We start from the raw sequence: 13,052 nt of genomic DNA, 5'->3' as shown, positions 1-13,052 counted from the left end.
TCAGGCACGGTGATGGCGGGCTAACCAGGCTTTCCAGCCGCCCCAAGCAGTGATATCTGTCGCATCGTTCAGAGCCGTGGGTTCGCAAATAAATCCTTTCACCGTGGAACCATCTTCCAGCGTGAGGGTTCCTATCCCTAGAGGCGGTAGAACCTCCGCCACAAATTCGCCGAAATGGGCCAGCGGAATATCCCAAAGTTCCACCACAATCCGCTGGCCATGGCGGGATCGCACCAACCCCGGCTTGGCAGGCTGAGTATTGGCTAAGGCGTAAAGGCGATAATCTGCAGCGGTATGAGTTTCTGCGACAAAAGTGGCCGCGCGACGGGTTAATTGTGAATTCAGCGGCTGACCGCGCAGATGCGCCCCCACGACCGCCAGGCGAACATGGCGACAGCTGGCCACAAGCGGCGTTGCCGCGGCCAGTACTTTCCCTATCGCCCCCACTTTTTGCGAAAGAGTTGATTGCCACAGAATCCCAAACTGACTCAGCGCCCGATCTTGCCAGGCTGGGGCAATCAAGGTGATTCCGGCAGGAAGACCATCAGCTCGAAAATATCCCGGCAACGCTAGTGCGCTTAAATCCGCCAGATTGGTGAAATTGGTGTAAGTGCCAAACTGCGAGTTGTAGCGCACCGGCTGTTCGGCTATTTCAGAGAGCGTGCGAATGGTGGGAGACGTCGGCACGACCAACGCATCAAAGTGACTCAATTGCTGATTGATGCGTAACGCCAGCTCCGCACGGGTATATTCCGCCTGCCAAGCATCACAGGCGCTGTAGTTAAGGCCATGGGCGACAATAGCGCGCACCTGAGGGTCCATGGCTTCCGGTTGCTCATGAAAAATCGCCCCAATGGCCAGAGTGCGCTCTGCTACCCAGGCCCCTTGATAGAGCTGTTCGGCCAACTCCCGGAACGCAGTGAAATCAATAGCGACGAGCTCGGCTCCCATTTCGGTTAAACGTGTCAACGAACGTTCAAATGCGACTGCCGCCTGAAAATCGCCAAAAAACTCCAGTCGATCTGGCACGGCAAAACGCGGAATCTGGTTGAAACAAGCGGGTGTAGTTTTCGGATGGCTGCGCGAATAAGCGTCTAACGGATCGTAACCTCCCGCCAGTTCGGCAACGCAATAGGCATCTTCGACGCTTAACGCAAAAATAGACACGCAATCATTCAGACGACAGGCCGGTACGACACCACGCGTAGACAGCCAGCCTTTGGTGGGTTTCAACCCGACGATATTGTTGAAACCAGCCGGAATACGCCCAGAGCCTGCAGTATCGGTACCTAACGAAAAACAGACCAGACCGCGAGCCACCACCGAGGCAGAACCTGAACTGGAACCACCGCTCACATAGTCGGCGTTAAAAGCGTTAGCAACCGCACCGAAGGGGGAACGCGTTCCCACCAATCCCGTCGCAAACTGATCGAGGTTCGTTTTTCCAATCGCTATCGCACCCGCTGCTTTCAGGCGGGTAACTACGGTAGCGTCTTCCTCGGGGAAATAAGTAAAAGCGGGACAAGCGGCACTGGTAGGCATTCCTGCAACGTCGATATTATCTTTTATTGCAAAGGGAACGCCAAATAAGGGAAAATCACTAGCCTTTTTTCCGCCGGAATTGATTTCCTGTAACAGACGATTGACCTGCGAATCAATTTCCTGCTCATTAGCCAGATAAATCCATGCATTATCATCGCTGTGCCATTCTTTACCCATTTGCTGAAGTGCTGCGCTCAGTCGTTCAGGCTGTTTATGATAAAAACTGACCCATTCCGCTACAGTTAATACAGGCATTGATTGGTATCCCATCTGGTATACAAGATGAAATAGTTTTAGCAATTACAATGCCAATTATAATTTTACTTAAAAATCAAAAACATGAGCATGAAAAAAGATTAACCACGTTCCTGAACGCACTTTATTTGTGCATAAAACTCATTTAATAATCTGTTTTTCCTTTAATCAGTGCATTCATATTAAAAATGGCGAAACCGGCCATCAAACCAGTATTAAAAATACATAGGTGAATATCTTAATTACGGTCTGACAAATCCGCTGGCTCAGGCCGGATATTATGAAACAGAGACGTACAAACAACTGACGAAAGACATTAGGGCGGCGATTATTGAGGGGCGGCTGATCGCCCTGTGCGGTGTTGTGGGTTGCGGAAAAACCGTGACTTTGCGTCGGCCCCAGCAACTCTTGCGGGAAGAAAACCGGGTCACCGTCGCCAGATCACTGTCAGTGGAGAAAAGCAGTATCAAGCTGGCAACGCTGATTTCTGCACTTTTCTACGTCCGGGTCCAAGACAAAACCCTCCAGATTCCCAAGCAGGGGGAACGGCGCGAGCGTGAACTACAGGAGCGGATAAAAAGGGGAAAGCGGTCAGTCGCGTTGTTTGCTGATGAAGCGCATGATCTTAACGGACACACCCTTATCAGACTGAAGCGTCTGATGGAAGTGGTGGAAGACGGCGGTGGCCGATTGTCGGTTATCCTTGCCGATCACCCAAAGCTGCGTAACAACCTACGCAGACCGAAGATGGAGGAAATCGGCTACCGGACCGAGATTTTCACCCTCGACGGGATCGTTGGCAGCCAGCGAGAGTATATTCAGTGGCTACTGACCGCTTGCACAAAACAACAGAGCGATGCACCGCCGATCCTGACCGAGGACGCTATCTAACTTCTTGCGACGAAATTACGTACGCCACGTTAGCCAGTACATAGCACACGACACAGGAATGTTTTCTTGCCAACGGCATCCTGACCCAGTCAGCTTTCCAGACTGATTATCGATCCTCTGGATAAATGCCCTTGCACACTGAACCAACAACCGCCGAAGATTTTTATCTCCCCGTTTACTTATCCCCAGAAGCGTATTTTTTCCGCCAGTACTGTACTGTCGCGGTACCAGGCCAGGTTGGGCTTCAGTTCGTGGTTGCACAAAATTCATGTTGAGATCGATTAACGCTGAGAACGGCGATCGTCATGGCATTGGCGAAGCCAGAAATATTTGGTCCGAAACTCATAACATTCGAGATGAATAACGAATAGTCAAGATGCCCCCCGTTTACATCAATAGCCTGAGTGGTGAGCTGTAAAGCCAGACCTCTGGGACTTATGTTGAGTAAACTCGCCACTTATTTATCTGGAACGACTGGCATAAAGGTTCCTAACATCCAGCGATGGTTATTCCGCATTTTAATTCAATATAGGAAAACTAGAATTAACCCTATCTCGTAAAGACAAATCGGGGAATAGAGCCACTGGCATCCAGGTATCCTCCAATTGCACCGGCTCATCATCAATAAACCGCAGCCGCCGGACATAATAAACCTGAACACCCATTTTTACTCTCAGTTGGGAAGTAATATGCGCATTGGCCTTTAGCACCATAAACTGGAGCACTTTATTGGAACAATTTGAAGTGGTATTTAAAACTGGAGCGGTCAGCGGGAATCGAACCCGCATCATCAGCTTGGAAGGCTGAGGTAATAGCCATTATACGATGACCGCATGAATACTCGAAGCAAGGTTTCAGCAGCCTTGGAATAATCCATCAATAGGCCGTGAATCAATCTGAGTAAGCAAACTGGACATCTCAGGGGAACCCGTCATCGACTTAAACCCAGTTTGCTTATTTATTTGGTCCGCCATCGAGGTCTCGAACCCCGAACCTACAACTGAAATGGTCGTACGCTCTTCCATAATGAGCTAATGGCGGTTAGCGACAGGCAGTATATGTGGAAAAACATATACGTAGAATAAACAAGGGTTACTTTAAGACTTATCGTAGGCTATCAACGTCATGAGCAACCCTCTGTAAATAGAATCCACAGCTAAAAACTTAGCGAACGGTTGCCAAAACACGGTAACCTAAAAAAACCTATAATTTATAGTGAGATAAGATAAAAGCTACCGTAAAATTTCGCCAATCTCATCTCAATAAATTTATTCAAATACTATTCCTTGTTTTTCCTCTGCCACTGATCCTGCTACCCGATCGATTTTTTGTTCGGAATAGGTTTGATATCGCTCTATAAGCTCCCACTTCGGCACTTTTCTATTCTTTTGATAATCCATAGCTTCATCTAGCGGCGATCGCTCTTTGCTAAAGGAGAAGCTGTCCCCTCACACGTAACCTAATAATAATCAAAGTCTTATCTGATAAAATCGCTTCCGCCACCATCATCGCTCTCCCTTGTAGTGGTTAAGCCACGGTTTTAGAATGTTTCCAGAACAATCTTTCTTGATTGCCTCCGCCGTTGTTGGTGTAGATGACACATCGCCTGAATAATTTACATACGTATCCTGACCCAATGTACAGAATGAAAACAACGTCAAAGCAGATTACATAGTTACCTAAACTATAGTAAATAAATGTAACTATATTAAAACCATATTGTTTAGTTATATTATTACTGTTACTTCTGACAGGAGGAAAAACTCACTGAAGAAAGGAATAAATATGAAAAAGTTACTTGGCGTATTCGGCTCATTGATGCTGATTTCTGGTTCCGCTTTGGCTACAACAGCTCCCACTTGCACTAAGGTTGAATCGGCGCAAATTGAACGGTTATTTGATAAATGGAATGACTCTTTGCAGACTGGCGATGCTAAGAAAGTGACAGATAATTACTTAAGCGATGCGGTATTACTGCCCACGGTTTCGAATAAGGTACGCCTGACAGAAGCAGAGCGTATCGATTATTTTGAGCATTTTCTGGAGAAAAAACCCGTTGGAAAAATTGATAGCCGAACCATACGTATTGGCTGCAATAAAGCCGTAGATACTGGCACCTATACCTTTACCTTTTCCGATAAATCAACAGTTTCAGCACGTTATACCTTTACTTATGCTTGGGACGGCAATGAGTGGAAAATATCAACGCATCACTCTTCGGCCATGCCTGAAGCCTAACCATTAAATATATGACTATTTTGTCTTATCTAAACAGTTAACATCGTGCTGCCGTATTTTCGGCAGCCAATTAATAAAACTTCGCCATAGCCAATAATCCTTCTATTTCTAATTCTTTGTTTTGTCTTCTGGTACTGGAACTATTCTCGTTTCAGTCTTCACAACGAAAACCCAAACGTTCGGGGTTAAGCACTCCGAAAATTCAAATTTCCAATGTTATCGATCTATACAAATATTTATATTATTGAATATCGACAATGCACCTTCACTATCTGCCATATAAATACTGTCATCTTTTAGATCATTAGCTGTGGGTTTCGCCGAATAAACAAGAAAGTATGTCGTATTATCCGGCGAGAAGTCACTACAGCATTATAACCTTAACTATTCGGATAAACTCTATAGTGGTCGATAGAGGTGATAGCGCCCTGAATTTCTTTCTATGGCTAACAGAAGACCAGACGGCGGCTGATAAATCGACTCTATCGCGCGACGACTGCGGCTGACTGGCACGCTTTCTTCTACACGCTGCTGGAAGTCATTGGAGTTTTTCGCTGCCGTTAGCAGAGACTGATAATCCTGATTAAAAGCATCGGGATTTCGTTCTGCTTTACTCAAAAAGGAAACATACTGTGCGATGGAATCAGCATTCTTCAACCCCTTTGAACCCGAAGTATTAATGCTATTGAAATCTTTGAGATCGCTTCCGGCATACACACTTTCCGGTGCCTGACCCGCACCTGGGCTATTGAGATTGTTATTTCCGAGATTAATCAGTTCGAACACATCAACGTTACCAACTTTCGTCTGCTGCTGGGTACCTATATACACAAAATCAAGTGAGTTTGGCGCGCCGTGAGACAACTCATGAATTAATACATCAGCCACCGCCTGTTTGCTTTTTCCCATCATTTTGTAATAGGTGTGAAAACCGTCGCGACCTACATTGATTATTTTGCTATTGGGATTTCTACCCAGCTGACGGTATTGATCTTTTGACAACTCAGCCACCGTATTTTTCGATCCGACCCGACTGTCGAAACTAAAATTACGATCGCTAATATGCTCTAAATCACTTTTGATATGGTTCAACGTCTTCCGTAGTATAATTTCATGCTGTGGTTTAAGCGGAAACTCTCTGCCAAAATACGCTTTTTGCGCTAACTTCACTTGTTCTCTGAGTTCGGGCTTATCCATTGCTTCAAGCGTTAGTTGAATTTTGGCTTTAGCCATGGGTAAGGATTTGGTAATAACCTTACGAGCCATTTTAACCTTCAAGGGTTTACCAATTATTGGCAGGTCTACCAGATTAAATGCCTTATTGCCTGCCGTTCCTGTATTCGCCAATCCCAGTTTTACTTTATGCCCTCCCTCTGATGCCAGCTCTATAGGAATATTATTTCTATGCCCCAGCACTAACTGCTTGCCTTGCTGAGAAATTGAATAATGCTTTCCATCAATCTTAAGCACCTGCTTTCCGTTACTGGTACGCTGAATACCAAAATGATTTGGTGCAGAAAGCTTCGCTTCATTCAACCTCAGCGGTTGAATGTCATATTTCCCTATGGCCGTCGACAGTTCAGGTACCACATCCAAAGAGACCGGCGCTTTAATGTGCCATTCTTTATTCGCATATTCTACTTTATGCCCCACGGATTCTGGCTGCCTAGCATCGTAAACAAATTGCTCATGACTGGCCGCATCGTAGCGATAAGGTACTAATCGACCATAAAGCTCAATGGCCTGCAATCGCTGAGGCGGCGATGGAAAAGGATTATGCACGCTATAAACGTTGGTGTTGCCATCGGCAGCTTTATGGCGATGATGAGAATTAAGGGAGAGTTCATGTGCCACACGCTGGTCTAATTTACTAAAGCGAATGAATTTACCATCGCCAGTCGTTTTCCACTCCTGCGAAAGGTGGCTAAAATACACTTGCTGGCGGCGTTCTCCGCCATTTTTGCCTTTAGGCAATACAGCGAAACTTTTCCCTTTATGCTCAAGGAGAGGAACATCATGACGTTTGCCATTGATCGCCAGTTTAATATGGTTAACCCCATCCTTCAGATGGAATTTTGGCAGATCGACCTGTGGCAGTTTCGGTTCAGATATTGGCTTGGTACATAAGCGTTGCTGTTCGCTATGCGTGCTGGCACCTATGCTGAATTTGGCCTGCTGAGTCACTTGCTGTAATAAATTTAGCTCCTCTTCTGGCGAAGTAGGCTTTCCTTCAAGATCATTAGCCGCGTGTTCCAGCAAAGGCCCAACAATATATTGAGCAATGGCCAAAGGCTGGCTACCGGGCAAGAAAGTTAAAAGCTGAGAAGTAATAGAGTCAACCTTCGCGGTAATATTGGTCGCTTCCTCTATTTGCTGATCCGTGGGGCATCCTTGGCCTTTATTCCAGCTATCTATATTCTTACTTTCAACCGTCATCATGGTAATTGGCTGCCTCAAAGTTTTACCGATTTGACGTAGTATTTGTGCAAAAGTCAGGTTTTCTCCGTTATTCATGCAGGAAAAATCAAACATTTTGACAATCTTAACGTCATCCAGAACCGGCGGTTTAGGCGTTGTTTTAGGTGAAAATACCGCATAGCGTGGCATACGCGGCTTTATTTCTTTGGTTAAAAGAATGGGAGCGGTTGCAATTTCCGGCTGTAAATTTCGAACCTGCCCCAGCGTTTGGGCTATAGGATTAGCTCCGTGTTCTGCGATCAGCCCAGGCGCAGCCCGCCCGGATGTTAACGACATGCCCCCTTGTGCTAATAGCCCCTGCAAGAAGATATTTTTTATATTTGGTCGGCCTGTTGGCACCACCACCTGCGATTCTGGAACATTGTGCAGCATCTTTATCTGAGCAAATAGATTTTTAACCTCGGCGCGCTCTTCCGGGGTAGTGGCATTTGCAATTAACTGTGATTCAATTGAAGCCTGACGATTATTGGGCGCTAAAGGGTATAAAGGCATAATATGTTCCTGAATAAAAGCTGGGGGAATTATCAGATGAATAGACAGATATTTATAACGGAGCTCTTGCCAAAATAAGGTTTTGGGTTCAAAAAGAATCAACTACACCAGAGTGTCCAGATTTAGTCAGCAAAAAAATTGGACCAAGATATAAACCCAAACCCCGCAATAAGCTTAAACAATCTTAAATAAGCTTATTTAAGCTAACGGTTTCAAACAAAAGATACTTTCAAAAATCGATAATATAGGTCGCTAATACTAATTTCACGACCATCTAAGAATATCCAGCTTTTTCATCCTGAAAATCTGCATGCCAATACAGGCAGGAGGTATAGAATTGTTTATTTTTCGAAAATGTTGTAACAGCAGGTTACGGGAATGTGATGGAAATAGAGTTGACTTTTCAGTGGGGTAAAAGCTCAATTGTAGTAGTGATTCTGAATATAAATAAAACATGAATGAATTTCAGGAGCATTATATTGGTATAATTTATTCACATTGGCCGTGGTAACGCCACGCCATCAAAATCACGGCCATAAAACTATAAGAATTTAATATCGTAAAATGACTTGAATCTGACTAAAATAAAATCCATTTATTTAACCGATAACAGCTTCAACTATAGAAACATAACAGCCGGTGTCGATAACACGATTTAATTTTAAATCTGCGCTGGCTAATAATTCTCGCAGTTGTTCCTCACTTCGTGACTGGCCACCATCAAAACTAGCCAATAGCAACATATCCAGTTCTTTACCACCATGCCAACTATTATCTTCTGGAATAACCGCTTCCATGATAAGAATTTTAGAGTCTGGTCGCATTGCCTTACGGCAACATTTTAATATTTTTCTTGCCTGTTCGTCAGGCCAATCCATCACGATGTATTTCAACAAATAAATATCAGCGGTAGGACAGGATTCAAAAAAACTCCCAGGCTGTAACTTCCAACGAGAATCATCACCTAACTCCCCAAGCCTATTCGTTTCCAATACTTCTGGTCGATCAAATAAAATACCATGTAACGTTGGGTTACTTCGCAACACGTTTAATAATAACCCCCCCATGCCGCCAGCAATATCAACTACCGTTACATTTTCAGGGAAATCATAGCTACGAATTAAAAATCTATTCTCCACCGTAGACATCGAAGACATCCCTGTATGGAAACTATACCCAACCTCATTAGCATGATCCTGTGACCAATACTCATAGAATGATGTGCCAAATATATTTTTAAAGGCAGACTTACCACGTAAATTTTCAACCATATTACCTGAAGGCCCCCACAATGTTTCATCGGTCAACATCAATACAGCATGTCTAAGGGAGTCAGGTCCATCTGAGCATAAAAACCTCGCTGCCGGTGTTAGGGCGAACTTACCATCCTTCATTTCTTCAAAAATATCTCGCGATGCTAGCATGCGCAAAACTCGATATAATTCCTGACTGTCCACATTAATATCGTTACTGAGTTCTTCTGTCGTCTTCGCTCCTTTGATCAAATGATCGGCCACGCCTAAAATAGCTGCCGCTCTAAGTGCACCTTGATAAGTAAATCCCATTGCTTGCTCTAACAAATGTATCCCAGCAGCATCTTTTTCACAAATAGAAACATTACTATTCAAAATAGTCACCTCAGTTAATATCAATGTGGATTAATGATAGCCAACTCTCAACGTGATGTAGAACTCATCGGAGTATAGAATAGCAAAAGAAAAATTTAGCGTTATATGAAAAACTAATCAATTAACTCGTTTACAAGAGCCGGATCTATAGATTCAATCTACATTAATTACTCTTATGAACATGTCATATTGACAAGGCAATAGAATTATTTACCCTGCTATTCATTTAAAATAAAATCACTGGTAATTACTTAGCCTTTAATATAGTCGCCACAGTAAATCATTTAACCCGAAAGATCTGTTGGAGTTCACTCAGATAAAAGCTTTAACTAAGGCATTTACATTAATTAAATAACATTAAGACAAAATTATGATGTACGTAGAAAGTCATTTGACTGAGTCAGACATTCGCAGGATCTGAGAGCGGGATTATTATTAAACATCTTATAATCTAGAATTCATCCGACTAGCCGTTATTAATCCAGTATATAAATATCATGATACCAAAAGGTTGACCGCCCCCAATATTGGGAACGGTCTAACTTACGCATTCATATCTAAACAAAAAATGATTTTTATCACATCACGTTCTATTTCAGCGATGCGCGCTGGCCTAAAATGAGTTTCGACGCTTTAGTCTCACATCATTATTGACTCGTCCGGTCATGACGTTTTCCAAACCTGATATAATTCCGGAGCAGTTATAGCAGGCGGGGAAATCTTCATTCACATTCCCAACCAGCCGTTGAGTAAAGATATAACTACCGTTAAGTCTCTCGGCGTTTCCGCCTTCAATATCTGGATTGGAAACAATATAGTTCAGCGCCTGAACTTCTGCATGTAAACCGGCAATCCCGGCCATTTTAGGTAAAACATTATTATTTGCTAAAAGATGATCCCGAATTCGCCCTTCAACCACCGCATGAAGATCTGTTCCCGATGATTCATATTGGCCACGGATGCCAGAGATAAATGCTTCCGTATCTGCAACACGGTAATACCCTAGGCTCGCTTCTGGCCTCCATTTTCGGCTTTTCCCTAGATTATCAGGATGATACTGACTCAATGCCGGATTCACTTTATCCTCAATCAGTTCCACACCAGGGAAGGTATTTTTATTACCCAAACTTCCGGGAAGATTAAGGAAACCATCTTTATAAACTGCATCCGGTTGCAGCGTATTTAAAACACCCGCATGAGCGGCGTAGTTTTTTAATTTTGAATGGGTAAATTTCATTCCTCTTGATTTTTTTTCTTTGTCTTTCTGTTTAATACCTTTTAGCACTGCCTCATTATTTAATGTCTCCTGTAAAATCATCCCGGTACTTTCAGTCATACGTTGATAAATATCTCTAACGCCTCTATGAGGCCCGTCTCTCTGATTTTGTTGGTAAATGGCCTTAACGATATCCCCAGATGCATTAGTCGTATCCAAATCCAGCCAATCTAATGGAGCCATTCCATCTGGATCGGTAAGCCGCAGTGGATTATTTCTCACCATTCTATACAGATTCAATCCATCAACCGTACCCGCAGGATCGGCGGAAAGCCAACGGGCCGCCCAAGGTTGATAGTATCGATAACCGTAATAATACAGCCCGGTTGCATCTCGTTCTTTTCCTGAGTATCGGACGGTTTTATAAGCCGTTTCTATATGACTCCGTGCCGCCCACACGGCAGTTCCGCCATAGGGATAATATTCTTCCATACTGATGACGAGACCATTGGCATCCACTTCCAGGCCACTGCTGCAAGTGAGGTTATCGTAGCTCCAGCGTATCTGGTCGTTGATTATTCCATCCGGTTTTCCGCTCTCCCAATGTAGTACACGCACCTGAGCACGCCCCGCCTCACCGACGCAGACAACCTGTAAGTTTTCCGCTTCCGCAACGCCACCAGTAATAGTTCGCCATTCCAATCCAGGCAAATACAGCGCCCGTTGCACCTGTGCACTGTGACTCGTTTGCTGCGAACTGATTTTCAAAATACGTTGGCTGCTGCCGTCATAACGGTAACTTTCACTGTCATCCGCCGTTCCGTCGCGTGCCACTAAAAGCGCGGTTTGCAACTCGCCACGCGGTGTCCAAATAAGGCTCTGCCCGTGTTGTAGCCACTTAGGGTTTCCACTTGCACTAAAGAGCGCATCCACATCAGCAGGGTTTTCAGTTAGCGAACTAATTACGCCACGGTTACTGCGCTCACTCAGGGTGATGTTTAGGGTGTAATTATTATTAGTCGCGGGCGCACTGTGTCTGATACGTATCAGATTACCCGCAGAATCATAGGTATAAGTGCGGGTATAGTTCGTATATACCGAATCATCAGAGGGAAGAGGCACGAGGGTGGAAGGTAAAGCACTGCCTTGCTGGCCAGCCCCCGCGACTTCGCGCCCGCTGGCGCTGACCAATTGATAGAAGCTGTCATAACAGTAGGCATTTTTAGGCACCACTTTTTGATTACGCCAAAAACGCGTTTCCTCTGCGTCATTAGTGATGCTGAGAACATTCCCGACCGGATCGTATTCATAACGTAAATCCTGTAGCACTTTCGCGCCAGCGGCATGACCGTTCGGGCGCTCGGTTTTAATACCTATCAAACGCTGAGTTTCCGCCTCATAAGTATAAGTGGTTACCACACCGTTACCGCCTTCCTCACGTAGCTTCTGTCCAGCGGCAGAATACGTCAGCGCCTTTACGATAACCTGCTCCTCCCCTCCTTTTAGCGTCAGCCAGCTCGCTGACAGTTGGCCCGCAATATCGAATGCTACACGTTGCAGATTGCCCACGGCGTCAGTGGTTGCCAGCACCGCACCCGTCGCATCCGTGGAGGTCGCAGTTGTATAGGTTTCTGCTGCCAGCAGGTTATTCCAGGCGGAAACATCGCTCCCCTGCCAGTCGGCCATGATGCTCGTATCGTCCGAATCTCTCAGTAGTTTACGGCTAACAGATAACGGTTTACCCGTTAATGATACGCTGTCCGTCTGTACCAGACCGGCCGTATCGTAATAACTGACGCACTGCCCGGCGAGGTTCTGACTTTTCTCCTGTGGCGTATTGCCAGCATACACAAAACGCTCTGTAATCCGCGCGTTTTCGCCGTTCACCCGCTCGGTTACACTCAGTGGGCGGCCTGGCAATGGAGCATTTTCATACTGAAAGGTTCGGGTGACGGCCAGACTGAGGTCCTCCTTACCGCGCTCTCCTCTGCTGATATTGGTCATCGCTATAACAGATCTTCCAGCAATATCGTTCAGATCTAGCGTGCCACCCGCATCAACGCTTTGTGTATATATAATATGACCTTTTAAATCAGTTAGATAAGAAAAGTTGGCAACTTCTTTCTGATTTAGTCGTGGATCTACACTCTGCGTTAGAAAACCACGAAAATCGAATTGATGACGGGTTATACATTCTTCCGTCGCGTTGGGTGTATCAGGATGGCGGCGATACGCGATATCGCGAACGCTCAGTCCACGATTATCAAACACCGTGACCAACGGGGTTTGACTAAACAGCTGTGTGTTCATAA

6 protein-coding genes, 2 tRNA genes and 4 pseudogenes are annotated in these 13,052 nt (G+C 45.0%); 2 read left to right on the top strand and 10 right to left on the bottom strand.

Annotation, left to right across the window (positions count from 1 at the left end; genetic code table 11):
• Complete coding sequence (gene atzF, locus AD970_RS06940) at positions 1–1,797, bottom strand: allophanate hydrolase (RefSeq protein WP_157045472.1); 1,797 nt, start codon at positions 1,795–1,797, stop codon at positions 1–3.
• 225 nt (positions 1,798–2,022) lie between these two features.
• Between atzF and AD970_RS06935 the strand changes: the two are divergent.
• Positions 2,023–2,685: pseudogene (locus AD970_RS06935) on the top strand (AAA family ATPase); the annotation flags it as partial.
• Here the strand turns inward: AD970_RS06935 and AD970_RS18755 are convergent.
• From AD970_RS18755 to AD970_RS20335, 5 genes and pseudogenes are all read right to left on the bottom strand, one after another.
• Positions 2,681–2,931: pseudogene (locus AD970_RS18755) on the bottom strand (transposase); the annotation flags it as partial. The pseudogenes AD970_RS06935 and AD970_RS18755 overlap by 5 nt on opposite strands.
• A 275-nt stretch (positions 2,932–3,206) precedes the next feature.
• Entirely contained in the window at positions 3,207–3,476 is a 270-nt protein-coding gene (locus AD970_RS20080; protein ID WP_268872251.1) for a UTRA domain-containing protein, read from the bottom strand.
• Positions 3,447–3,521 (bottom strand) — tRNA-Gly (locus tag AD970_RS06925). The genes AD970_RS20080 and AD970_RS06925 overlap by 30 nt, the downstream gene beginning before the upstream one ends.
• A gap of 130 nt (positions 3,522–3,651) precedes the next feature.
• A tRNA-OTHER gene (locus AD970_RS06920) sits at positions 3,652–3,729 on the bottom strand.
• Positions 3,730–3,956: 227 nt separating this feature from the next.
• Positions 3,957–4,088, bottom strand: a complete 132-nt coding sequence (locus AD970_RS20335) for a hypothetical protein (RefSeq protein WP_268872243.1) — start codon at positions 4,086–4,088, stop codon at positions 3,957–3,959.
• 385 nt (positions 4,089–4,473) lie between these two features.
• Between AD970_RS20335 and AD970_RS06915 the strand changes: the two genes are divergently transcribed.
• A complete protein-coding gene (locus tag AD970_RS06915; RefSeq protein WP_049597580.1) occupies positions 4,474–4,926 on the top strand; it encodes an SgcJ/EcaC family oxidoreductase in 453 nt (150 codons plus the stop codon).
• A 399-nt stretch (positions 4,927–5,325) separates the two neighbouring features.
• On the opposite strand, the gene AD970_RS06910 is transcribed toward AD970_RS06915, so the two are convergent.
• The 4 genes and pseudogenes from AD970_RS06910 to AD970_RS06900 all read right to left on the bottom strand — a co-directional run.
• Positions 5,326–7,896, bottom strand: coding sequence for a hypothetical protein (locus AD970_RS06910; RefSeq protein ID WP_049597579.1), 2,571 nt, complete (start codon positions 7,894–7,896; stop codon positions 5,326–5,328).
• 599 nt (positions 7,897–8,495) lie between these two features.
• Positions 8,496–9,524: a methyltransferase gene (locus AD970_RS06905; protein WP_408068305.1), complete on the bottom strand. Its 1,029-nt coding sequence runs from the start codon at positions 9,522–9,524 to the stop codon at positions 8,496–8,498.
• 613 nt (positions 9,525–10,137) lie between these two features.
• Positions 10,138–10,539: pseudogene (locus AD970_RS20530) on the bottom strand (YwqJ-related putative deaminase); the annotation flags it as partial.
• A 441-nt stretch (positions 10,540–10,980) separates the two neighbouring features.
• Positions 10,981–13,050: pseudogene (locus AD970_RS06900) on the bottom strand (RHS repeat-associated core domain-containing protein); the annotation flags it as partial.
• Positions 13,051–13,052: the final 2 nt, after the last annotated feature.

Source organism: Yersinia nurmii, from assembly GCF_001112925.1.
Classification (GTDB): domain Bacteria; phylum Pseudomonadota; class Gammaproteobacteria; order Enterobacterales; family Enterobacteriaceae; genus Yersinia; species Yersinia nurmii.
Note: the sequence above shows the minus strand (reverse complement) of the source record. Positions and strands in the feature narration are given on the sequence as shown.